Source organism: Pedobacter frigoris (genome assembly GCF_032678645.1).
Lineage (GTDB): Bacteria > Bacteroidota > Bacteroidia > Sphingobacteriales > Sphingobacteriaceae > Pedobacter > Pedobacter frigoris_A.
The window spans coordinates 27680-50437 of sequence record NZ_JAVTSP010000004.1 but is presented as its reverse complement, the minus strand read 5'-3'; the positions used below and the strand labels follow the sequence as shown (position 1 = coordinate 50437).

The following is a 22758-nucleotide window of genomic DNA, read 5'->3' as shown; positions in this document are numbered from 1 at the left end:
ATGAAAAAAATCCTGTTCTTCATGCCTGACAATCCCCTAAAAAAAAATGCAGGCAACAAAATCCGAGCACTGAGCTTCCTACATTACTTTAAGTCAAGAGGCTTTCAACTACATTTTGTAAGCGAGTATTTCTGGGGAAACTGGACAGAACAGGACGTCATTGAATTCGAAAACAGTGGGCTTGCTTTTAAAACTTCTGTGTTAAAACGTAAGGCATCAAAGAAAAACCTGTTGCATTATTTTATCGCTTACAAACTGCCCGAGTTCTTTAGGGGCCTGCTCCATCACAGCTTCCCGGACCTCGCAACATACAGGCTAAAATCAGCTTTTAACAATATACTTAAACGGGAAGAATTTGACTATGTATTTGTCAATTATGCAAGCTGGGCCGGACTCATTGAACGAAATCCCCTGCTGAAGAATGCCAGGACAATAATAGACACCCATGATTTCCTTACCGCACAAAACCAACACAAGTTTAATATAGGTAAGTCTTTAAATGAAGAAATCAGAAGGCTTTCCTTATTTGACCGCGTACTGGCCATTTCTGCTGAAGAACAATATATCTTCGATCAATTTTGCAAATCAGAGGTTACTCTTGCACCCATGATGGTAGAAAACCCAAATTACATGGGAATCCCATTTCATGAAAGAAATATTGATTTAATATATGTTGCCAGTAAAAACCCTCATAATATAGCCTCGTTTAAATGGTTCATGAAAGAGGTGTATCCTTTATTACCGCAGTCTGTATCCATTTGTATCATAGGACAAATTAACGCTTACATCGACGGTAGCTACCCCAATATTACAGCAATTCCGTTTGCGGAAGACCTTGACTACTACTATCAGCGGGCCAAAGTAGCAATATGTCCTATGCTGTCCGGAACAGGAATCAAAATAAAAGTTGTTGAAGCACTTTCTTACCATCTTCCCGTGGTCTGCAATTCACGTGGGGTAGATGGCCTGCTCAACAAATCTAATAATGGATGCCTTGTGAGCGACAGTCCTGAAGGCTTCAGCAGTTATATATATGTACTGCTAAACGACATCAAAAAATATCAGGAACAATCTTTGCTCGCGAAATATACATTTGAATCTGGTTATGAACAGCGGGCCTGCTACAAAAAACTAGATGAACTTTTTTAAACTATGACCCTTTTCTTCACCATTGTTACCGCTAATTACCTTCCCTTCGCAGTCTCGCTATTAGATTCAGCAAAGGTACATCATCCGGAGTTTGAGTTCTGCATCTGCCTTACTGATTATGTAAGTTCGGAACTTCTTGCGCAAAACGAATTAATGAAAAAATATCCAGTTCTTCAGCTGCATGAGATCAAAGCCGAGGAATTCGATTTTATTACTACGAACTATAATCCAATGCAGCTGGCAAATAGCTCTAAAATTCTGTTTGCCAGTTACTTTCTGAACGAGAAAGAATTTGATCAGGTCATCTTTGCTGATTCGGATATGCTTTTCTTTAATCGCCTTCCCGATAGCATCATCAACAGTGGGGACATTTTATTTACACCTCACTTCACCTCCCCTCCACCACTTGAAATGAAAAGGCAAGAGTTGGAAGTGCTAAATGCAGGCTTGCTGAACGGAGGCTTTTTTATCCTCAGAAGATCGGAGGATACCAATAAATTTATCACCTGGCTTAGGGAAAGATCTGTAAAAGACTGTGTCTACGACTTTTCAAGAGGCATCTACGGTGAGCAGCTTTGGCTGAACTTAATCCCCTTATATTTCAATAATGTTTCTGTTGAGACCAATAAAGGTTTGAATGTTGCCTACTGGAATCTACATGAGCGTATCATTTCAGAAGACAACGGAACCTTTTTCGTAAATGAAACCACACCTCTCTATTTCTTCCATTACAGTGGATGGGACTATAACGACCCTTTAAATATATCCAAATGGGGTCTGATCACCACAGAGATGCGTCCCGATATCAAGCCTTTGCTAATCAGCTATCGAGAAGCATTGAAAAAGAACCAGTACGAAGCATACATCAATATGCCCAACTATTATACTGCCAATAACAATTCAAAAAAGAAATCCTTTTTCAGGAGACTGAAAAACAAGTTAACAAAAAAATAAGCCCAACTTAGATTAACCCAATCGCCCCTTATGAAATTAAAATCGCTCTTCAGGAAACTAGGATGGTATGAACCTTCCGCTGATTACACTTATCTGCCAGACCAATATCATATTGAAGTTTTAAATGGCTGGACAAACGAAGCAGAAAAATTATGGTACCATAGTTTTGTGAAACACCATTTTAGAAATAAGCTAACCCGCCAAAAATCTATGTTGATTGCGTCTGTCTTTGGCCCCAAAAAACTGATCAAAAAAAGTCAAAGCTTAATCAAACTGTTTTACACTGGCGAAAATGTAGAGCGTTACAAAGATTACAAAGATCATTGCTCGGATTTGGTGGATGTTATGGTGGGGTTTGACTATAAAGACGATTCCGCCTATCAACGTTTCCCCTATTGGCTTGAATTTCTTTTTAGGCCTGAGGTAAATGCCGGAATGATTCGCGAACAGTGGACAAATCTTGTCAATAAACACATTTGTCCGGACGAGAATAAAAAGTTTACCTCATTGGTGAGCAGTCATGATGATGGGAAGATCAGAACTATATTGTTCAACGGGCTCAGTCAAATAGACAGAGTCGATAGTGGAGGCAAGTACCTGAACAATACATCGTCTTTGAAAGATGATTTCAACAACAACAAAGGGAATTTCATAGGTCACTATAAATTCAACATTTGTCCTGAAAACTCCAATCGGGAGGGTTATGTAACCGAAAAAGTATTTGAAGCATTAAGAAGCAATACCATTCCTATTTACTGGGGAAGCAACAACAACCCCGAGCCAGACGTGTTGAATAAAGATGCCATTTTATTCTATGATGGTCCGGAAAGCCTTCCTGCACTCATGAAGCAAGTTGATGAACTCCATACCAATCCAAAGCTCTACCTGGAATTTTTAAATCAACCTAAATTCAAACCTGATGCGGCGGAATACATCATACACCAATTCGAAAGCCTCCATTCCAAAATCGCGTCAGCAATTCATGCTAACTGATGATCACACTGTCGCTGATCCGATCCAGCAAAGCCTCATAGGCCGGTAACTGTTGCGTTGAACTATAAGCCATAGCAGCATCCCTCAGCCTGACTTTATCTCTGTCAGGCTGAAGATGTATGGATTGCATCGCAGCAAAAAGGCCCCTGATATTCCAACCTTCAATCACAACCCCCATATCATCCTGTACAAACTGCCTGGCAATGCCAATATCGAATGCCACAATAGGTATACCCAGGTATGCTGCCTCCAGCATAACCAATGAAAAAGTTTCTTCTCTGGACACCAGCAGGAAGCCATTTGCTATGGACATGTAATTATAATAATCCTCAGACAAAGCTCCTGTAAACATAACTCTGCCCGGATATTTTCTTTCTGCCACATTCTTCACATAAAAATAAAGCGCATTATCCTGCTTCGAACCAAGCCAGAGAATCTTTATTGAGGTATCCTTAAAGTGATCTAAAATCGGCAAGACAAAATCTAGACCCTTCATATACTTCGTCCCCCCGGATACCACCCAAACAAAATCTCCAGGCAAAATTCCCAGTTGTTTTTTCAAAGCCTCAACTCTTCCTTCATTTACATGGATTGTGTCTGTATCTATAAAGCTATATTGAAGTGCCACATTAGGATGATTCAGATCCAAAAGCTTTTCACAGACTACATCTGAACACCCTATGCAAACATCTGAATAGGAGATTGTCCTTTCCAATACCTGGGATTTTATCTCGCTGAAAGCATACAGCAACTCGTGGACATGCGTTACAATTTTAACCCCCTTAGGCTTTGGCAACTCAAATACCTCGGGAAAAGCAATGGTGTTGATATACCAGATATCTGCCTTAAAATCCCGTTGAATTTTGTCCAGCTGATATTGGAGTGGATTGATCCCAAATACTTTGACTAAACGTCTGAATGTCCGGGCAGAACGGTTAGGGCTATATTTATACATAACATTCTTCTCTATGTGCTCTGGCAAAAGATCGTATAGTTCACCTTTAGTTTTGCAAAACACTGATATAGAATATTTTTCACGATTCAGGTTGATCAGCAAATACCACAAAACCATTTCAGAGCCCGTACGACCTAGGTGCTGTGTTATAAATAATATTCTTTTTTTCATATAATCAACCCTCATTAACTTAATATCTCATCCTCTGCATTATCTTTGTTCTGCATGACTCCAAAAATAACAGTTTTTATGGCGGCTTACAATGCTGCCGACTATATAAGCGAATCTATTAAGAGTATTTTAACACAAACTTTTACAGATTTGGAGTTGTTGATCGTAAATGATGGATCTACGGACAATACCGTTCAGGTCGTTGAATCATTTACTGATCCAAGGATCAGATTGGTTCACAACGAGAAAAACCGTGGCCTCGTCTTTACAAGAAATGTTGCATTAAAAGAAGCCAGAGGAGAATATATCGCTGTACTGGACAGTGACGATATAGCCAGTCCCGGCCGCCTGGAAAGTCAATATGCCTTTTTTCAACAGAATCCTGATTTTGCATTGTGTGGCGGACATGGAACGATAATCAATAGCCAAGGAGAACATGTTGAAGACAACAGGCTCATGGTCCCTACAGACCCGGACGGCATAAAAATGACATTGCTTTTTCTGAATACCTATGTCAATTCTGCTGTAATGTACAAAACCTCCATATTAAAAGAATTAGGGGGATACGAAGACTATGCCCCCGCAGAAGATTATGACCTGTTCATCAGAATGGCAGATAAGTATCCTGTGGGTAATTTAGACAAAGTTTTGGTCAAATACAGGGACCACAATAGCAATACCTCCATTGCACACGCTGAAATCGGAAAAGTGAAAGTAATCGAAATCAAGAGGAAGCAATTAGCCAGGCTCAACATGCCAACAGACAAGCGTACTGTGAATACGTTTTATAGTTTACTGGCTTGGGATTTCAGCTATGATTTCGCTGACTATCTTGATTTATTCAACAAATTCAAACTGGCAAACCAAACCCTAAAAAAATATCCGGAAATTGCTTTTGAACAAAAGCTTTTCGATTATTGGTTTTTAATTATCCTTACAAAAAAAGCAAAAATGAATGCCATGGCATTATTGTTCAACAAGAAGATTTTTAAGTGGTCTTATGTAAATGCCAGGCAATTGAGGAAAACTTTTAAGCTTTCTTTAAGAGGATTAGGTTCAATTTCAAACTAACACTGAATGAAGGTTATAAATTTTTAGGCGGACTAAGTAATCAAATGTGACATTAAGTGATGCAAGAAAAACCTCGACATCACAAACTGTAGATTCATATCATGGAATAATAGTAAATCAAGCTATCTAGACATGCCGCTGGCGAGCTGCATGGCTGAATTCCAATCCATGTAAGATAGTTACAGGATGCTAAAAATGGGTTAATGATCTTTAATTCGATACTTCAACTTTATTGCCTGCAGATCGGATCAGAATATAACATTTCTTCCTAGGAAAAATCATTCAACCTGCTTAATGATTGATGGATATGATTGCTCATTCCAGATAAGATAAAAAGTCAATTTAACGTTGCTCACTTCCTATATCACAAGTTTATTTAATAGTCACAATGCTTAATGAAGGGTCATTCAGATTCTACAATAGCCAATTTTCCAGTTTGGGCATGAAAAATTATTAAATAATCTCCTGCTGTCCAATGCCCTTAATACTTTTCAGGAGCAGGCACTAGAATTTAATTAAGAAATTCTGAAAATTTTTTATTAAAAATATTACCTTTGCAAAAAATAAAATTTAAAAATGAAAAGAACAAAATTAGCGCTCCTACTTCTCTGCGCGTCAGCTATGCTCTATAGCTGCTCAAAAAAAGACATCCTTAATGACAAAATCCCAGCATTAAAGGACTCTAAAAAAGTTGCATATAATGGTGACGGCGCATGGGACTTACTAGGTTTCGGCTTTGACGTCACAGGCCCTATGCTTCATATTGATAATGCATCAGATGCTCCGATAATAGATATGGACAGATTCAACTTGGAACAACCCAATAGGATTGCTCCCCAGAGCGGTGGAATTGATACCAGTAGACTATTTAGCGGTTCAGACTACTTTGAGTATCTCAAAGATGTAACAAAAGAATTCGGCGTCACCGCGAAGGTAGATTCTGGTAAACAATTTTATTCAGGTACTTTTAAAAGTACTAATCAACAAGTTGATTTTTACACCAGTAAATATTCATACGCTACATTCGAATCAGTAAAAAGGATAAAAAGAATTAAATTTAATGATGATGTGCCTGTGGGATTATTAATCCAGTATCTCTCACCGGGTTTTTTATCAAACGTACAAACTTTAAGTGCTGATAACTTAGTTCAAATATACGGCACACATCTATTAACAGATATAACGCTTGGAGGACGTTTGACCATGCATCATAAAGCTGCCGTGATTAATGAAAATACCCAGGAAAACAAAACTAGATCGATCAGTGCGGGAATCGCTTTTGCAGTAACAAAGGCCCTAGGACTAAATGTAACTGGAAATTTTAGCTCTACAGAAAAAACGAAGGCTATTACAGAGAATATGAACAGGGAGTTCAATTTAATTGCCTATGGAGGGGCTACCTCGGGATTGTCAGTCTCTGTTGATGCTAATGGAAATATTTCTCAATCCATTAATATCGGCGCATGGCAGCAGTCAATTACTGTCAACAACTGCGTGTTAGTCGGTATTGGTGGTTCAATTCCTCTATATGATCTAATAGCCGATCCTCTAAAGAAAGCTGCAGTTAAAGCTGCAGTTGAAAAGCGAATTAATGATAGTCAAATTCAAATATTGAAACTTACCCCTTTGTTTAAAGTCCATAGTGTTGGCGATAAAAATACGATGATTGTTACTTCAAAAGCAGAAGTGGACAATTTAGTTAATAATTGGGGTAACCAATATCAGGGTATGATTGGATATATCGCGGCAAATCCAGGAACAGGTACAATACCGCTTCACTCAATGAAAAGCATAGGCGATAAAAACAATTTTTTCTTAACTAACCAACATGATGTAGACGAACATGTAGTAAGATGGAAAAATATACATTATGGAATAGTTGGATATGCCTTTTCTCAGAGTCCCGGTTTATTACCTCTTTATCAGGTTAAAAGCAACGGAGATAAAAACACAATGTACGTTACAAGTCAACAAGAGGTTGACTACTTAGTCAATACTTGGGGAAACATCTTCCAAGGAGCAATTGGCTACATTATTAAACCATAATTAATTGTTTCCTATAGGCTGAAAAACGATGTCAGCCTATAGGAAACAATTACCTGAAATCATCAAAAGGAGCTCTAATCTCCTAATACCAATATGTCTTTCAAGCTACTGCATCTTAGCATCATAAAAATATTCAACCTTTAAATTCCAAGCTATATGGGTTGGGGAATATATATTTATTTTAAATGCGATAAATCAAGCTTATTTTCTAAGGTTGAAAATGAATGCATCTTGATGTGATTAACCTAACACTATGTTCCACTTAGCAGCACGTAAAGTCAAATTAATCTGCACATTAACTGGTTTAATGATAACAGTCTTTTCTTCCTGCAGGAAAAATGCACCTATTGATTCAAGTAAGGATATATCTCCGCGAACGGGAACAGATGCTGAATTAACACTTGATTCCATCTATTTATATGCTCGGCAGGTCTACCTTTGGAACGATGCGTTACCGGTTTATACAACTTTCAACCCTAGAACAAAATACGCTGGAATAATAAATAGTCTCAGTGCATTTAAAACTGAGTTATACGACATATCTCAATTAAAAGTCAATCCTGCAACTGGGAAACCTTATGAATTGGGGGAATATACAGGGCAACCGAAATACTCTTACCTACAAGTTAATACGATCAACAACAAAAGACTTAGTACTAAAGAGCCTATGAATGCTACTCCGAAAGCTGATGTAGCTGCAGTATTTGATTTAGGAATAGCGAAAGTTGGATACGTTTACTTGCAGTCATTTCCAAAATTAGATGACTGTAAGTCAAATCTAGAAGTCATTTTCAAACAAGTCGCAGCACAAAACCCTTCTCATCTAATTGTCGACCTTAGGAATAATGGAGGCGGATACGTAGAAACTGCAGAATACTTAGCTAATTTAATTGTGCCTGCCGATTTGAACGGCAAGATTATGTATACGGAACAATATAATAGTCTTATGCAGCTAGGCAAAACTCCAATACTGTACAATCAACCCATTCTTAATAGTTTAGATCGGCCTCTAATAGTCAATGGCAAAATTATTACTAAAGGTCATATAGACTATAGCTTAGACAAGAATACATATCGATTCAGTAAAAAAGGAAGTCTACAAACGATTAAATACGTCTATTTCATAGTCTCCGGGAAAACCGCATCAGCGAGTGAAATGCTTATAAATGTTATTAAACCTTACTTAAATGTAAAAATTGTAGGTTCTAAAACTTATGGTAAACCTGTAGGCTTTATAAGCATCTCCATTAAAGATATAACAATGTACCTATCTGGCTTCTTAATTAAGAACGCTGTGGGGTCGTCTGATTATTTTCAGGGTTTTCCAGTTGACATAAATGTTCAGGAAGACGGCATCCATGATATCGGAGATCCGGATGAATTGTGTTTAAAACGAGTACTTACAGATATTCAAGCCGAATTTGACAGAAGCAAAATTAAAGTAATCGGAATGCCAACTTTATCGACATCGGTGGTTAAAGATGTTGCTTTTGAGCAGCATTCTATTTTGATTGAGAATCGCTACAAGTTGTAGAAAAATCCATAAGAAATCGAATTACTAACATCTAATTTATACATCATTTTGATTTCCTCAACTCCAATTTAGTAAGTATAATGACACACGGTGTTACTCAATTCTGATATGATAGCTATCACAAGATTTATTCTCTAGATTCCGTTATTGAGCGCATTAGCAGAAAAGGTCTCCATTTACTGTGCACCTCACGCAGTGAGAGTTGGGGTAGCGAATCCGCATAAATTATAATTATTCATATAAAAAAGACCAAAATAAATGCATTTTCCATTAAAGGCATCGGTTCAATCTCTAAATAATCTATATTAGACTAAATGAAAATTGTTAGATTTTTAGGAGGCTTGGGTAATCAGATGTTTCAATATGCATTCTATAAAGCATTGCAGAAAAGATTTCCCAATGTAAAAGCAGATTTACAAGGTTTCCATGATTATGGACTGCACAACGGATTTGAACTGGAAGATCTTTTTGACATCCGTGTTTCCAGGGCATCTCTTTTCAAAAGCAAGCTCTATCAGGTCCACCATAAAAAATGGATCTACAGAAAGCTCAGAAGAGTACTGAACCTTAAGAAAGCCTATCAGGAGGAAATTAATCTTTTTGGCTTTGATCCGGAAGTTTTCACCAATCCCAAACCTGCATATTACTGGGGATATTGGCAAAACTTAGCCTATTTTCAGGATATCAGTAAAGAAATAAGAGCAGATTTTACATTTAGCAACCTATCTGATTCCAAAAACCAGGGAGCATTAAACAGTATTCAAAATTCCAGTAGCGTATCTATACACATCAGAAGAGGGGACTACCTTACCGATCCCTTACTTGGTGGAGTATGTAACCTGGAGTACTATCAAAAGGCCATATCATATGTACAATCGAGAGTTGACTCTCCTAAATACTTTATCTTTTCCAATGACATTGAATGGTGCCGGGAAAACCTGAACCTGACAAACTGCGAATTCATATCTTGGAATAACGGTACAAAAAGCTATCTGGACATGCAGCTAATGAGCAACTGCAAGCACAATATCATAGCAAATAGCAGTTTTAGCTGGTGGGCAGCATGGCTCAATCAAAACAACAATAACATCGTTATTTGTCCGAAAAAATGGGTAAATAATCCTAAATTAGATACCTCAGGCCTGCTACCTAAGGGCTGGATAACCATATGAAAAAGATTGCATATATCTACAACATCAATAATAAGTATAGCTATGCAGCTAAAACTATGGCAAATGGCTTTAAAAGTGCATTTATAGAGAGAAAGGATAGTTTCCGGTTTTTCGACATCACAAAACTGGAAAATTCCTTCTGGCCGGACGAAAAGTTCAAATTGGCCGCCTATGCCCCAGACATTATCTTTGTTTCTGTAGAAAACATCCCTTATATCCCTTTAAATTTATTGAAGAGCACAAAAATAGTACTGTGGGGCTCATTCTATTCGGTTTGCGACTATGATCTAAAGATTCCCGTTGTAACAGAAAAAGCTAAACAGGCAGTAAAAAAGTACAGTAAAAAACATCAAATGCTAATCTGCTCAGTTTATGAAGAATCCATAAATGAGCGTTTTTTCTCCGGATATAAAAAAGACCTCGGACTAAATCTTATTCACTTGCTTCACTGTGCAGACAAAACAAAGTATGCGGCACCACTATCAAATCCTGAATTTGACTTCTTATGGATTGGCAATATTGGACAGAGCACAACTGCATACAATTCCTTTATTCAACCCCTAAAAAAGTCCCTTCCCAATTACCTGGAATATAATGAGCACAATATGATTAGTCGCGAGACAATTGAATCAAAGCTATATTACAGCCGCTCATTCATCACACCGAATATCCATACGGAAATTGAAATCAAAAACAAGATGCTGTTAAACGAAATGGTATTCAAATCTTCTATGCTTGGTGGGTTTCAGATCTGCGACAACCCGCTTGCAGCTGAACTATTTCCCGAAGATGAGCTCATTATCGCAACAAATGGCGATGACTTTCTGGAAAAAGCGCACTACTACATTTCCAACCCCGATAAACGCATGGAGATGATTAAAAGAATGCAGGAAAATATTTTAAAAAACCATACCTATGCCAACAGAATAGATCAGATACTGGCAAGTTATAGTTAGTTCCCAATAATCCATTTAAACCGGGTCTTCTGAATCAGTCTGACCATCAAAAAACTCGTGCCATATACAATGAAGAAGCGTAATATATGGATACCTGTATTCTGCCATACTGAGTATTCTTCAAGGTTAAGTTTTAGTGGTTGAAATATCAAAGGAAGGAACCTCACCACTACTACAAAATGGACCAAGTAAATACCAAAAGTAGTTTTCCTGGGCTCAAAGTTCCGTTGTAAAAAATCCAGTGCCCCGATCTTTAATAAAAGCGCAAACATGCCCAAGGAGTAAAACACGTTTGTGATCCTCAGCGTATTGTAAGCATCCTTAGAATCCAATTGCACAAGAATAAAAGATTCAGCAATAGCTAGTGCAAATAATGCCACAACTACCGATATAAGGACAAACCAGGATGTTTTTCTAATAGATGACATGACCACATCAAAATACTTATTAAGCATCACGCCAAGCCAAAGATAAAATACAAAACCAAATAGGGCTGTTGAGTGCGTACTTACAAACCACTGATGGTATATATTTAAGCTATAAATCAGCGAAAGAACTGCCAATGAAACTCCAAGTCCCCAGCTATACAAATAGCGCTTAAATAGCAGAAGGATACAGATACAGATCAGAAAATTCAGCACGAACCAACTGGAGGTGTAAAATATTCCGAAAACAAAGCGCTCCCAGACATAGCCGAAAAAATTTGTTGCCAGTACATCATCACCACCCCTCAAATAAGCCACATACCTGTCCAATACCATCAAGGCAACATATACTAATAACCAGAAAAGCCATGGCTTAATTGTACTCCTGAATCTGTTCTTGAGGTATTGTCCTGCCGTGTATTCCTGGAACTTATGATTGATGAGAAATCCCCCGATTAAAAAGAAGGCGATCGTACTAAATTTAAAGGATTGTATCACTGAGGTTTCAACCACCGTATCGAAAAATGATGACCGGTATAAGCCTGTTCCGCCGGCAGCGCAGTGCTCAAAAACAATCCCTATCATTGAAATACACCTGATTGTGTCTACAAAATCAAAATTCTTCTTTTCTTTTTTCTCTACTAGCTCCATTAAATACAATTAGGTCGGCGCAAAAATCCACTTTTCTTCGCTAAAATCACAAAGATTAACACTTGTTAACAGTAAAGATTTAGATATAAAAAGTGTAGATAGTTTAATGTACGATGACAAGTTTTTTCGAAAACTTATGATCCAGCATCTCATAATGTAACACATACACTCCCGCAGCGTACATTTCCGTAGAGATATTTTCCTCCTGATATCCCGCATTTCTGTAATCATCGAAGACAACAGCAACCCTTTGTCCGAAGATATTATATAGCGTAATTTTAACCCTAGCTGCATTTGGCAGGTTAAAACCAAGCTTGGTAAAAGTATTTGCAGGATTCGGGTAGTTTTGAACAATCCCCGGAGAAAGGTAGTTTTCAATGATTTCCTGATTTAAAGCATCAAACCACATCAAAGAAATAACGCGATATCCTCTTGCATTGGGATGTACATCATCTGCATAAAGTTGTTTATTCTTACCTATTAGAGAATTGATATCCGCAACCCTAACCCCAAGTTCTTTCGCCAGATTCTTATAGCCATTATTGATCAGGTCTACAATTCTGTTTTTACGTTGTGAAAGTCTCGCTTCCGGAGATTTACCAGGTATTTCTACGAAATACTGGATTGTCCCCAAGATTACCGCCAGTTTCTTACTCTTGGCTTTATTGATCATGGTACGCATATTACCTAAGGTCGTACTCAGCTTTTCTTTCCCTTCGGTAATCTGTACCGCATCATTCGCCCCCATCAGGATCAGCACGAAACCGGTCTTATTTTCTATTGCCTTATCAAAACGCAACAGGCCCTGAGTGGTGTTTTCACCGGCAATTCCCTGATTAGAAATCACCACAGGTTTACCTGTATAGCAGTTTTCCAGAAAAGATTTTAAGGAAGTCTGGAAATTAAAAGGATCAGCATTACCTTGCACGGTACTGGCTCCAAAGGTTACGATATTGAGGCTATCTTTACTATAAAATTGCGAATAAGGGCCACATACAGGCATCCTCCCTTGAGAAAATGCTGTCATGCCCAACATCACAAAACATATAAAAATAAAAATCCTCCTAAGCAGCATCTATAAATTAAACCAAAAAAAGCGCCTTAAAAAATAAGGCGCTTTACAATAATATATTCAAGTCTTTTACAACTTACGTTTTACTTCTACCTGTTCGTAGGCTTCAACAATATCCCCTACTTCAATGTTATTGAAGTTATGGATATTCAATCCGCACTCGTAACCCCTTGATACTTCCTTCACATCATCTTTATAACGTTTCAATGAAGCCAGCTCACCAGTATAAATTACCACACCGTCTCTTACGATACGAATCTTGCTGTTACGTGTGATCGTTCCATCAAGAACCATACATCCCGCAATTGTACCCACCTTAGTGATTTTAAAGGTATCTCTGATCTCAACGTTAGCCGTGATCTTCTCTTCAAATTCAGGGGCAAGCATACCTTCCATCGCCGCTTTGATCTCATTGATCGCATCATAGATGATAGAGTACAGACGGATATCAATTTGTTCCGCTTCAGCAAGCTTACGTGCTCCTGGCGAAGGCCTTACCTGGAAACCGATGATGATCGCATCAGAAGCTGATGCCAGCAATACATCAGATTCAGAGATCTGACCCACCGCTTTACTGATCACATTGATCTGTATTTCAGGTGTAGACAATTTCAACAGGGAGTCAGACAATGCCTCGATAGAACCATCCACGTCACCTTTCACAATCAGATTGAGCTCTTTAAAGTTACCGATAGCCAAACGACGACCAATCTCATCCAAAGTAATATGTTTCTGTGTACGAAGACCCTGCTCACGCATCAGCTGCAGACGCTTGTTGGCAATCTCTCTCGCCTCCACTTCACTTTCCATGGCGTTAAAACGGTCGCCTGCAGTAGGCGCACCCTGCATACCCAATACTTGTACCGGTACCGACGGACCTGCTTTATCCACTTTCTGTCCACGCTCGTTAAACAACGCTTTAACACGTCCGCTATAACTTCCTGCTAAAATAGGATCACCTATTTTAAGCGTACCTGCCTGTACCAGAACTGTAGTTACAATACCCCGTCCTTTATCCAAAGTAGCCTCAATTACGCTACCTGTAGCTCTTTTATCAGGATTAGCTTTTAATTCTAATAATTCTGCTTCTAATAATACTTTTTCTAATAAGAGGTCTACATTTAATCCGCTCTTACCTGAAATCTCCTGCGACTGGAATTTACCACCCCAATCCTCTACCAGGATGTTCATGGTAGACAACTGCTCGCGTATTTTTTCTGAGTTTGCACCCGGTTTATCAATTTTTGTAAATGCGAATACCAAAGGAACGCCAGCTGCCTGCGCATGGCTGATCGCCTCTTTCGTTTGTGGCATCACCGCATCATCTGCAGCGATTACAATAATCGCAATATCCGCCACCTTGGCACCCCTTGCACGCATAGCCGTAAAAGCTTCGTGACCCGGTGTATCCAAAAAGGTTACTTTCTTACCTGTTGAAGTCGTTACCATATAGGCACCAATGTGCTGGGTGATACCACCGGCCTCACCTGCTACCACATTTGCTTTACGGATATAATCCAGCAACGAGGTCTTACCATGATCCACGTGACCCATGATGGTCACTACAGGTGCTCTTGGCTGCAATTCTTCCTCTGCATCTACTTCTTCAATGATGCTGTCGCTCTCGTCGTCTGGTTTCACAAATTGAATTTCGTAACCAAACTCATCGGCCACGATGGTCAGTGTCTCTGCATCCAAACGCTGGTTGATCGACACGAACATCCCCAGACTCATACAAGTACCAATAATCTTGGTTACCGGTACGTCCATCATGGAAGCCAGTTCATTTGCTGTTACAAATTCTGTAACCTTCAAAACTTTAGACTGAAGCTCCTGCTCCATTGCCGCTTCCTCCGCAGAAAGAGCGACATCATCTCTCTTGCCACGGCGTAGTTTAGCACGCTGGGCAAATTTACCAGACTTACCAGCACCGCTCAAACGGGCAAGTGTTGCTTTGATCTGATCTTGTATTTCTTTTTCCGTAGGTTCTTCCTTAGGTCCGCCAGAAGGAGCTCCTGGTTTATTGTTCCTAAAGTTTGGCCTGTTGGCTGTATTGTTAGTGTTATTTCTGAAGTCAGGTCTGTTGCCCACAGGCGCCGCAGGTCTTGGCTGACCAGGCTGTCCGCCTTGCTGAGCTGGTTGTCCACCTTGTTGGTGACCACCCTGACCTTGCTGTCCAGGCTGCCCCGGATGTCCTCCAGGAGTCTTTTTGCGCTTACGCTTACGCTTCGCATCAGCGCTATCCGCAGATGAAGCAACAGGTTGCGACTTACGGTCTGGCGTCACTGGCAAAGTAATTTTACCGATGATGTTTGGACCTGAAAGTTTTACCGAACGTGCTTTGATCACCTCTGTTTCCTCTGGTTTTTCTACCTTAGGAGCAGCTTCTTCCTTAGGTGCTACCGGCTCTGCTTTAACCACTGGAGTTTCCACAGGCTTAGGTGCCTCAACAGGTTTCACTTCTTCAACCGCTTTTACAGGTTCTGCCGGTTTCTCAACCTCTGGTTTCGGTGCTTCAACCGGCTTTTCAACAGGAGCTTCCGCTTTAACCTCAGCCTTAGGGGCTTCCTGAACTTCAGGAGCTTTAGGTTCTGGTGCAGGAGCAGGAGCTTCCTCTTTTTTAACAGGGCGTGTCTTAGAGTTCAGATCATCAAGATTGATCTTTCCTACAATTTTTACACCAGGCAAAGCGCCTTCTTCTGCTTTTTCTTCAGTTTTCTCTTCTGCAGCCGGCTTTGCGGGAACTTCTTCTTTCGCTTTTTCAGCTGGAGGAGTATAACTGTTCAGATTTTTGATTAAAATGCCTTCATTTTCAAATTCAACATTTTTTCTAGGCGCCTCAGCAGCTTTCTCAGCTATCTCAGGCTCATCACGACGAATTTTACCAATAACAATCTGATTGGCTTCTTCTTTTACGATTTTATCGCCCTGAAACTCTTTCAACAGCGCATTGTACATGTCGCGTGAGAGCTTAGTAGTGGGTTTATTCTCAACAGAAAAGCCTTTCTTTTCCAGGAACTCAACGGCCGTAGCGATCCCTACGTTAAGTTCCTTAACTGCTTTAAATAAAATTATTGGTTTGTCGTCTGACATTGATATCCTATTTTTTCTTTAATTCTTATACAAAAGTAACGTTTATTCTTGTTTATTTCATGTGTAGACAATTAGTTTTTAATGACTACATAATTTAGTGAAAACATAGAGAACGTATTATTCAAATTCTGATTTCAAAATACTCATCACTTCCTTGATCGTTTCCTCTTCAAGATCTGTGCGTTTTACAAGCTCATCAACAGAAAGAGCCAATACACTTTTAGCCGTATCACAGCCAATAGCTTTTAACTCATCAATGATCCAGCTATCGATTTCGTCTGAGAATTCTTCAATATCCACATCCTCATCTTCTTCTCCAGCCTCACGATATACATCGATTTCGTATCCTGTTAATTTACCTGCCAATTTAATGTTGTGGCCACCTCTACCAATCGCCAGAGAAACCTGATCTGGTTTTAAATAAACTGAAGCATGTTTAGTCTCGTCATCCAGTTTAATAGAAGTGATTTTTGCAGGACTTAATGCCCTGGTGATGTACAATGAAACATTGTTCGTAAAGTTAATTACATCAATGTTTTCATTTTTCAGTTCTCTCACGATACCGTGAATACGTGAACCTTTCATACCCACACAAGCTCCAACAGGATCAATCCTGTCGTCATAAGACTCTACAGCAACTTTAGCTCTCTCTCCCGGTTCGCGAACAATTTTCTTGATCGTAATCAGGCCGTCAAATATCTCAGGAACCTCAATCTCAAACAAACGTTGTAAGAACTCAGGAGCAATCCTTGAGATGATGATCTTAGGTGTTGCATTTACCATATCCACTTTAAGGATTACGGCACGTACAGAATCACCTTTTTTGAAATAATCAGCCGGAATCTGCTCAGTTTTAGGCATCATCAACTCATTACCCTCATCATCAAGTACCAGAGTTTCTTTTTTCCAAACCTGGTAAACCTCACCAGTTACAATCTCACCAACCCTGTCTTTATATTTTTTAAAGATCTCGTCTTTTTCAAGCTCCAAAACTTTAGAAACCAATGTCTGACGTGCTGCTAATATTGCACGGCGGCCAAAGCTCTCCAAGGTGATCTGCTCAATGTAGTCGTCGCCAACTTCCATATCCGCATCCAGTAGTTTAACTTCAGCAAGTTCAATTTCCAAATCGTCATCCTCAGAAAAACCATCTTCCATCACTTTTCTGGTACGCCAGATCTCTAAATCCCCATTATCCGGGTTAACGATTACGTCACAATTCTCATCAGTACCGTATTTCTTACGCAACATACTGCGAAATACTTCTTCCAGCACACTAATCACTGTAGGACGGTCGATATTTTTGAAGTCCTTAAACTCCTGAAATGAATCGATTAAATTAATATTGCTCATTTTTATTTAAATGAAATTAAAACCTTTGTTTCTGTTATATTATTAAAATCAACGGCTGTTTCCAGCAGTTGCACTTTTTTACCTTTTTCTTTTACTTTAGCTTCGATCACAATACTTGCTTCGCTTACAGAAAGCAATTTGCCTTCCTTCACTTCTCCGCCCAACAATTTCACGCTCACCTCACGACCTACGTTCTTATCATACTGCCTCTTTAGCCTTAACGGCTCTCCGATACCAGGCGAAGAAACTTCTAAATTGTATGCCTTCTCAATCGTGTTTTCCTCTTCTAAATGAAAGCCAACATGTCTGCTGATTGCTGCACAATCCTGAATTGTAATGCCCTCATCACCATCAACATGAATAATAAGCTTATTGTTCGGAAGCATTTTTATCTCTACCAAGAACAACTCCGGTCTGTCCGAAATTTTTTCTTCAACTAACTCTTTTACTCTTTTTTCTACCTGCATAACCAATTTGCCAGTAACAGAAAAGAGGGGACTCCTGCCCCCTCTTACCTCTATTACTGTGCAAATGTATGAAATATTTTCAAAAATTAAAAATGCTTTAATCTTAAGGCTCTTACGCGACAGGTCGTTCACAAGAAAATTGCTTATTCACACTTGGTTCACACCTTGTTCACATAAAAACCACAAACAGGTACCTATTTGTGAACTATTTATAGGCAAAGTATTTCCCTATTACGATGCCATCATTACCTTGTTAGCACTTTTTGATTTGGCTTTACTCCATAGTTTAATTCGGACTTCAGGATTTTATCCATTTCACCGAAACTGCTGTTCAAGTGCGTAATCACAAGATAGTCCCGTCCTTTCAAGAAAGGCCTAACCGGCTTAAAAACGACATTGCTGTCTGTAATGATCATTACTCCCTGTATTGCCGCTTCCTTCAGGGTATCAGTTTCAGAAGGAATCTGCAACACAGAAATCAGATCGTTTAAAACTGAATCGCGCTTAGAAAGGTTATTCAGTTCTAGCATACCAGCGGGATCAACATTGTTAAATTCTATTGCTGTACTGTCTGCCGAAAATTTGATTAAAAGTGGCTTGTTATTTGATGATGAACATGCTGATACAAACAGCATGATTATTGCTGAAAACTTAACGATACTTTTAACCATACCACTAAATTAAACATTATGAGACTGATTGTAGAAATTTTATTAATGGGCCTTGCCGTATTTCTCGGCGCAAAACTTGTCCCTGGTGTATCCGTCGACGGCTATGGAACAGCAATAATTGCAGCAATTTTGATTGCGTTGGCCAATGCAACCATTGGATTCATTTTAAGGGTATTGACCTTTCCTGTTAATTTTCTAACACTTGGATTGGTGTCATTTATCATCAGTGTATTGATGATCCTGTTGGTCGATAACCTGATGGCAGGATTTAGTACTACAGGTTTTTGGGCTGCAGCCATTCTGGCTATTGTAGTTGCGATCATTAAAGCAATTTTTGGTGCGATTGCAGGGAGCGATAAGGATTAATTACAAACAAAAAAGAGGTTGTATCATTAATCTAAAGCATGCAGTTTTTCTGCACATCGTCCTGACCTCGAAGATGCTGCGAAGCAAACCGAGCTCTTCAGCGAGCTCACCGAAGGTAATTTATTTCAGGACGACCGTATTATAATGATACAACCTCTTTTATTCTGTTAAGTTTACCTCAACACTTCTCTTGAGATCACCATTTTCTGGATCTCAGTAGTACCTTCATAGATCTGGGTAATTTTTGCATCACGCATTAGGCGCTCTACATGATATTCTTTTACAAATCCATAACCTCCATGGATCTGAACAGCTTCAATTGTCACATCCATTGCTACTTTAGAAGCATATAATTTCGCCATAGAACCCGCAAGTGTATAGGGTTGCCCCTGATCCTTTAACCATGCTGCCTTATGCACCAGCAGACGGGCCGCCTCTATCTGGGTAGCCATATCGGCAAGTTTAAATGCTATAGCCTGATGATCAGAAATTGGTTTTCCAAATGATTTGCGTTCTTTTGAATAGGCAAGCGCCAATTCGTATGCACCTGCCGCAATGCCTAATGCTTGCGCTGCAATACCAATACGTCCGCCTTCCAGGGTTTTCATAGCGAACTTAAAACCAAAGCCTTCTTCTCCAATCCTGTTTTCTTTTGGAACTTTAACGTCATTGAACATTAACGAATGCGTATCTGAACCGCGAATACCCAATTTGTTCTCTTTCGGACCAACAGTGAAGCCTTCCATTCCTTTATCCACGATAAAAGCATTGATGCCCTTATGTCTTAGAGAACGGTCTGTCTGAGCAATAACTAAATAAGTTGAAGCAGTACTTCCGTTGGTAATCCAGTTCTTGGTTCCGTTCAGCAAATAATAATCACCTTTATCTTCTGCTGTGGTTTGCTGAGAAGTCGCGTCAGAACCCGCCTCTGGCTCTGAAAGGCAAAATGCGCCGATCTTTTCTCCGGAAGCAAGGGGTTTTAAATATTTTTCTTTCTGAAACTCCGAGCCATAGGCTTCAAGTCCGTAACATACCAGGGAATTATTTACAGATACGACTACAGAAGCTGATGCGTCTATTTTAGACAACTCTTCCATTACCAGCACATAGGATATGGCATCCATACCGCTGCCGTTGTATTTCTCGGACACCATCATTCCTAAAAAGCCGAGTTCGCCAAGCTTTTTTACCTGTTCAGCAGGAAACTTTTGATGCTCATCTCTTTCAATAACCCCAGGCTTAAGTTCATTTTGTGCAAAATCCCTTGCGGCCTGTTGGATCATCAATTGTTCTTCACTTAATTGAAATAGCATAATTATATTATTAAATAATAAGTTATGCCAAATTTATACAATTCCAACACAAAGTGTTATGGTTGCATAGTATTATTTTGAAAGAAGGATGAAGTTTTATTTCAAAAGACGGTTATTGTCGTCCGGGAACACCAGTATCGGATGGTATTTTTTTGCTTCCTCTACAGGTAATGAACCATAGGACATGATAATTAATATATCACCAACCTGGACCCTGCGTGCGGTAGCACCGTTTAGACATACGGTACCTGTTCCCCGCTCTCCTTTGATCACATAGGTTTCAAAGCGCTCGCCATTATTATTATTTACGATCTGCACTTTTTCGTTTGCGATAATCTGGGCAGCATCCATCAGATCTTCATCAATGGTAATGCTTCCAACGTAATTGAGTTCTGCCTGTGTTACTTTAACACGGTGTATCTTCGATTTTAATATCTCGATAATCATACTGCAAAGTTAGCTAAATTTGTGAATGAATGGTTTTTCTATTGTTCAGCTCAGTATCATATTATCAATCAGGCGGGTTTCACCGACTTTAGCCGCGACTAAGGCAACAAGCCCCAGCCCGTAACTATCTGTAGGCGGCATCAGGGTATGACCGCTTACGATTACAAAATAATCCAGCTCAACGCCCGGAGTACGTGAAATCATCCGCTTGGCCACATCCTCCAGCGCTGGTAATTTTTCTTTTTTTATACCCTCTTGTGTTTTACAGTTGTTATCGAAAAATTCCTTTACATGATAGAGTGCTTCGCTTAATACTACTGCATGCCTGCGGTCTTCAGCATTGAGGTGGATATTTCTGGAGCTCATGGCGAGTCCGTCTTCTTCCCTGATGATGGGGCAGGTAATGATCTTAACAGGCAGCTTAAAGTGGGCGACCATATTTTCAATCATCAGCACCTGCTGAAAATCTTTTTGTCCGAAGAAAGCCGTATCGGGTTCTACCGCATCGAAGAGCTTTTTAACGATTTGTGTAACGCCCTGATAATGCCCTTTTCTAAATTCGCCTTCCAGCAGAAACTCTGCCGGCCCTAGGTCTATGTGCCAGGTTTCAGGCTCAGGGTACATTTCTTTTACTGAAGGCATGAATACTACATTGCATCCGGATTCCTTTAGCATTGCCATATCGTGTTCCAGAGGTCTGGGATATTTCTCCAGATCTTTAGGATCTGTAAATTGTGTAGGATTTACAAAGATGCTGCACACCACTACATCAGCATATCGCTGCGCGATTTTGATAAGCGATACGTGTCCTTTGTGCAATGCGCCCATTGTAGGCACGAGCGCGATTTTCTGTTGGGCCAATTTTTTTGGACCAAGCAGCGACTTCAATGCCGCAATAGTATTTATAACTTCCAAACCAGCTTATAAAATTTCAAACGCCAAAGTTGGTTATTTATACATTCCCAACAAAACATCTTGCGTATTATATTGATAAATGTTATTATTTTGCTTACCTTTGCCCCTTGATAATCTTTTCTTTAACATAAATTTTTATTTACGAATATGGAGATGGCAAAAACGAAGCTACTGATTGTTACACACGAGATGTCGCCTTTCCTTGAACTCACAAAGATTTCAGAAATTACCCGTCAGTTACCACAGGCAATGCAGGATAAAGGATTCGAAATCCGCATTTTGATGCCCAGGTTTGGAAACATTAATGAAAGAAGGAACAGATTGCACGAGGTTATCCGCCTTTCAGGCATGAACATCATTATCGATGATAATGACAACCCCTTAATCATTAAAGTTGCTTCTATCCCGGCTGCCCGTATGCAGGTATATTTCCTGGATAATGAAGATTATTTTCAGCGCAAATACGTATTCAGAGACAAAGAGGATAAGTTTTATGCGGACAATGACGAAAGAACAATCTTCTTTTGCAAAGGCGCCCTTGAAACTGTTAAGAAATTAGGCTGGTCTCCGGATATTGTACATTGCCATGGCTGGATGACCGCGTTGGTACCTGCGTATATCAAAACTACATACAAAAACGACCCTACTTTTAAAAATTCAAAAGTGGTGTATTCTATATATGAGAATTGCTTTGCTGAAACATTAAATACTGATTTATACAAAAAAGCTGTGATGAATTCTATGTCTGTAGAAGACACCAAGGTATTTGAAAAAGCAGATTGTAATGCTTTGCATATTGGAGCGGTAACTTATTCAGACGCAGTAGTATTAGCTGATGAAAAGATCGACGCCGATGTGTTAAAATTTGTTAAAGATTCTAATAAGCCAACTTTAGCTTATAATTTAACCGAAAATTTCGACAATTTCTATTCACTATATGAAGAAATTTCGAATGAAGAATTGGTTTCAATAGCATAAACTCAG

At 39.3% G+C, this 22758-nt stretch carries 20 protein-coding genes; 10 read left to right on the top strand and 10 right to left on the bottom strand.

The window, feature by feature from the left end; all coding sequences use genetic code 11:
- Genes R2Q78_RS13630 through R2Q78_RS13620 form a run of 3 tightly spaced genes read left to right on the top strand, consistent with a single transcriptional unit; the run spans position 1 to position 3096 of the window.
- Entirely contained in the window at positions 1-1149 is a 1149-nt protein-coding gene (locus tag R2Q78_RS13630; protein ID WP_316792788.1) for a glycosyltransferase, read from the top strand.
- Positions 1150-1152: 3 nt separating this feature from the next.
- Positions 1153-2103 carry a glycosyltransferase gene (locus R2Q78_RS13625; RefSeq protein ID WP_316792787.1) on the top strand — a complete coding sequence of 317 codons (951 nt, stop codon included), beginning with the start codon at positions 1153-1155 and terminating at the stop codon, positions 2101-2103.
- A gap of 30 nt (positions 2104-2133) precedes the next feature.
- Positions 2134-3096, top strand: a complete 963-nt coding sequence (locus R2Q78_RS13620; protein ID WP_316792785.1) for a glycosyltransferase family 10 domain-containing protein — start codon at positions 2134-2136, stop codon at positions 3094-3096.
- Here the strand turns inward: R2Q78_RS13620 and R2Q78_RS13615 are convergent.
- Positions 3089-4222 (bottom strand): glycosyltransferase family 4 protein, encoded by a 1134-nt coding sequence (locus R2Q78_RS13615; protein ID WP_316792783.1) that lies wholly within the window; start codon positions 4220-4222, stop codon positions 3089-3091. The two genes, R2Q78_RS13620 and R2Q78_RS13615, sit on opposite strands and share 8 nt — an antisense overlap.
- A gap of 54 nt (positions 4223-4276) precedes the next feature.
- Here R2Q78_RS13615 and R2Q78_RS13610 point away from each other — a divergent pair, with 54 nt between their 5' ends.
- The 5 genes from R2Q78_RS13610 (at position 4277) to R2Q78_RS13590 (ending at position 11001) form a co-directional block, all read left to right on the top strand.
- Positions 4277-5293, top strand: a complete 1017-nt coding sequence (locus tag R2Q78_RS13610; protein ID WP_316792781.1) for a glycosyltransferase family A protein — start codon at positions 4277-4279, stop codon at positions 5291-5293.
- Between the two features lie 576 nt (positions 5294-5869).
- Complete coding sequence (locus tag R2Q78_RS13605; protein WP_316792778.1) at positions 5870-7339, top strand: MAC/perforin domain-containing protein; 1470 nt, start codon at positions 5870-5872, stop codon at positions 7337-7339.
- 253 nt (positions 7340-7592) lie between these two features.
- Positions 7593-8873: a S41 family peptidase gene (locus R2Q78_RS13600; RefSeq protein ID WP_316792777.1), complete on the top strand. Its 1281-nt coding sequence runs from the start codon at positions 7593-7595 to the stop codon at positions 8871-8873.
- A 314-nt stretch (positions 8874-9187) separates the two neighbouring features.
- Entirely contained in the window at positions 9188-10045 is an 858-nt protein-coding gene (locus tag R2Q78_RS13595; protein WP_316792775.1) for an alpha-1,2-fucosyltransferase, read from the top strand.
- A complete protein-coding gene (locus R2Q78_RS13590) occupies positions 10042-11001 on the top strand; it encodes a glycosyltransferase (RefSeq protein ID WP_316792773.1) in 960 nt (319 codons plus the stop codon). The genes R2Q78_RS13595 and R2Q78_RS13590 overlap by 4 nt, the downstream gene beginning before the upstream one ends.
- Here the strand turns inward: R2Q78_RS13590 and R2Q78_RS13585 are convergent.
- The 6 genes from R2Q78_RS13585 to R2Q78_RS13560 form a co-directional block, all read right to left on the bottom strand.
- The gene (locus R2Q78_RS13585) at positions 10998-12077 is read right to left on the bottom strand and encodes an acyltransferase (protein WP_316792772.1); all 1080 of its coding nucleotides are present in this window, start codon (positions 12075-12077) and stop codon (positions 10998-11000) included. The genes R2Q78_RS13590 and R2Q78_RS13585 overlap by 4 nt on opposite strands.
- A gap of 103 nt (positions 12078-12180) precedes the next feature.
- On the bottom strand, positions 12181-13113 hold the full coding sequence (locus R2Q78_RS13580) for a GDSL-type esterase/lipase family protein (protein WP_316792770.1): 933 nt from the start codon (positions 13111-13113) through the stop codon (positions 12181-12183).
- A 105-nt stretch (positions 13114-13218) separates the two neighbouring features.
- The gene (gene infB / locus R2Q78_RS13575; protein WP_316792767.1) at positions 13219-16242 is read right to left on the bottom strand and encodes a translation initiation factor IF-2; all 3024 of its coding nucleotides are present in this window, start codon (positions 16240-16242) and stop codon (positions 13219-13221) included.
- 117 nt (positions 16243-16359) lie between these two features.
- Positions 16360-17595: a transcription termination factor NusA gene (gene nusA / locus R2Q78_RS13570; RefSeq protein WP_316792765.1), complete on the bottom strand. Its 1236-nt coding sequence runs from the start codon at positions 17593-17595 to the stop codon at positions 16360-16362.
- Between the two features lie 2 nt (positions 17596-17597).
- Entirely contained in the window at positions 17598-18062 is a 465-nt protein-coding gene (gene rimP, locus R2Q78_RS13565; protein WP_316792763.1) for a ribosome assembly cofactor RimP, read from the bottom strand.
- Between the two features lie 245 nt (positions 18063-18307).
- A complete protein-coding gene (locus R2Q78_RS13560) occupies positions 18308-18733 on the bottom strand; it encodes a hypothetical protein (RefSeq protein ID WP_316792761.1) in 426 nt (141 codons plus the stop codon).
- A gap of 18 nt (positions 18734-18751) precedes the next feature.
- On the opposite strand from R2Q78_RS13560, the gene R2Q78_RS13555 reads away from it, so the two are divergent.
- Positions 18752-19099, top strand: a complete 348-nt coding sequence (locus tag R2Q78_RS13555) for a phage holin family protein (RefSeq protein WP_316792759.1) — start codon at positions 18752-18754, stop codon at positions 19097-19099.
- Positions 19100-19272: 173 nt separating this feature from the next.
- Here R2Q78_RS13555 and R2Q78_RS13550 read toward each other — a convergent pair whose 3' ends face one another.
- The 3 genes from R2Q78_RS13550 to panC all read right to left on the bottom strand — a co-directional run bounded on the left by R2Q78_RS13550 (position 19273) and on the right by panC (position 21774).
- Entirely contained in the window at positions 19273-20412 is a 1140-nt protein-coding gene (locus tag R2Q78_RS13550) for an acyl-CoA dehydrogenase (protein WP_316792757.1), read from the bottom strand.
- A 96-nt stretch (positions 20413-20508) separates the two neighbouring features.
- Complete coding sequence (panD, locus tag R2Q78_RS13545; RefSeq protein ID WP_316792755.1) at positions 20509-20859, bottom strand: aspartate 1-decarboxylase; 351 nt, start codon at positions 20857-20859, stop codon at positions 20509-20511.
- A 45-nt stretch (positions 20860-20904) separates the two neighbouring features.
- The gene (panC, locus tag R2Q78_RS13540) at positions 20905-21774 is read right to left on the bottom strand and encodes a pantoate--beta-alanine ligase (protein WP_316792753.1); all 870 of its coding nucleotides are present in this window, start codon (positions 21772-21774) and stop codon (positions 20905-20907) included.
- A 153-nt stretch (positions 21775-21927) separates the two neighbouring features.
- On the opposite strand from panC, the gene R2Q78_RS13535 reads away from it, so the two are divergent.
- Entirely contained in the window at positions 21928-22752 is an 825-nt protein-coding gene (locus R2Q78_RS13535; RefSeq protein ID WP_316792751.1) for a glycogen/starch synthase, read from the top strand.
- Positions 22753-22758 lie beyond the last annotated feature (6 nt).

Excerpts from the sequence above, each read along its gene's own strand:
- R2Q78_RS13630 (WP_316792788.1), top strand. The coding sequence starts at position 1 with ATGAAAAAAATCCTGTTCTTCATGCCTGACAATCCCCTAAAAAAAAAT.
- R2Q78_RS13625 (WP_316792787.1), top strand. The coding sequence starts at position 1,153 with ATGACCCTTTTCTTCACCATTGTTACCGCTAATTACCTTCCCTTCGCA.
- R2Q78_RS13620 (WP_316792785.1), top strand. The coding sequence starts at position 2,134 with ATGAAATTAAAATCGCTCTTCAGGAAACTAGGATGGTATGAACCTTCC.
- R2Q78_RS13615 (WP_316792783.1), bottom strand. The coding sequence starts at position 4,222 with ATGAAAAAAAGAATATTATTTATAACACAGCACCTAGGTCGTACGGGC.
- R2Q78_RS13610 (WP_316792781.1), top strand. The coding sequence starts at position 4,277 with ATGACTCCAAAAATAACAGTTTTTATGGCGGCTTACAATGCTGCCGAC.
- R2Q78_RS13605 (WP_316792778.1), top strand. The coding sequence starts at position 5,870 with ATGAAAAGAACAAAATTAGCGCTCCTACTTCTCTGCGCGTCAGCTATG.
- R2Q78_RS13600 (WP_316792777.1), top strand. The coding sequence starts at position 7,593 with ATGTTCCACTTAGCAGCACGTAAAGTCAAATTAATCTGCACATTAACT.
- R2Q78_RS13595 (WP_316792775.1), top strand. The coding sequence starts at position 9,188 with ATGAAAATTGTTAGATTTTTAGGAGGCTTGGGTAATCAGATGTTTCAA.
- R2Q78_RS13590 (WP_316792773.1), top strand. The coding sequence starts at position 10,042 with ATGAAAAAGATTGCATATATCTACAACATCAATAATAAGTATAGCTAT.
- R2Q78_RS13585 (WP_316792772.1), bottom strand. The coding sequence starts at position 12,077 with ATGGAGCTAGTAGAGAAAAAAGAAAAGAAGAATTTTGATTTTGTAGAC.
- R2Q78_RS13580 (WP_316792770.1), bottom strand. The coding sequence starts at position 13,113 with ATGTTGGGCATGACAGCATTTTCTCAAGGGAGGATGCCTGTATGTGGC.
- infB (WP_316792767.1), bottom strand. The coding sequence starts at position 16,242 with ATGTCAGACGACAAACCAATAATTTTATTTAAAGCAGTTAAGGAACTT.
- nusA (WP_316792765.1), bottom strand. The coding sequence starts at position 17,595 with ATGAGCAATATTAATTTAATCGATTCATTTCAGGAGTTTAAGGACTTC.
- rimP (WP_316792763.1), bottom strand. The coding sequence starts at position 18,062 with ATGCAGGTAGAAAAAAGAGTAAAAGAGTTAGTTGAAGAAAAAATTTCG.
- R2Q78_RS13560 (WP_316792761.1), bottom strand. The coding sequence starts at position 18,733 with ATGGTTAAAAGTATCGTTAAGTTTTCAGCAATAATCATGCTGTTTGTA.
- R2Q78_RS13555 (WP_316792759.1), top strand. The coding sequence starts at position 18,752 with ATGAGACTGATTGTAGAAATTTTATTAATGGGCCTTGCCGTATTTCTC.
- R2Q78_RS13550 (WP_316792757.1), bottom strand. The coding sequence starts at position 20,412 with ATGCTATTTCAATTAAGTGAAGAACAATTGATGATCCAACAGGCCGCA.
- panD (WP_316792755.1), bottom strand. The coding sequence starts at position 20,859 with ATGATTATCGAGATATTAAAATCGAAGATACACCGTGTTAAAGTAACA.
- R2Q78_RS13535 (WP_316792751.1), top strand. The coding sequence starts at position 21,928 with ATGGCAAAAACGAAGCTACTGATTGTTACACACGAGATGTCGCCTTTC.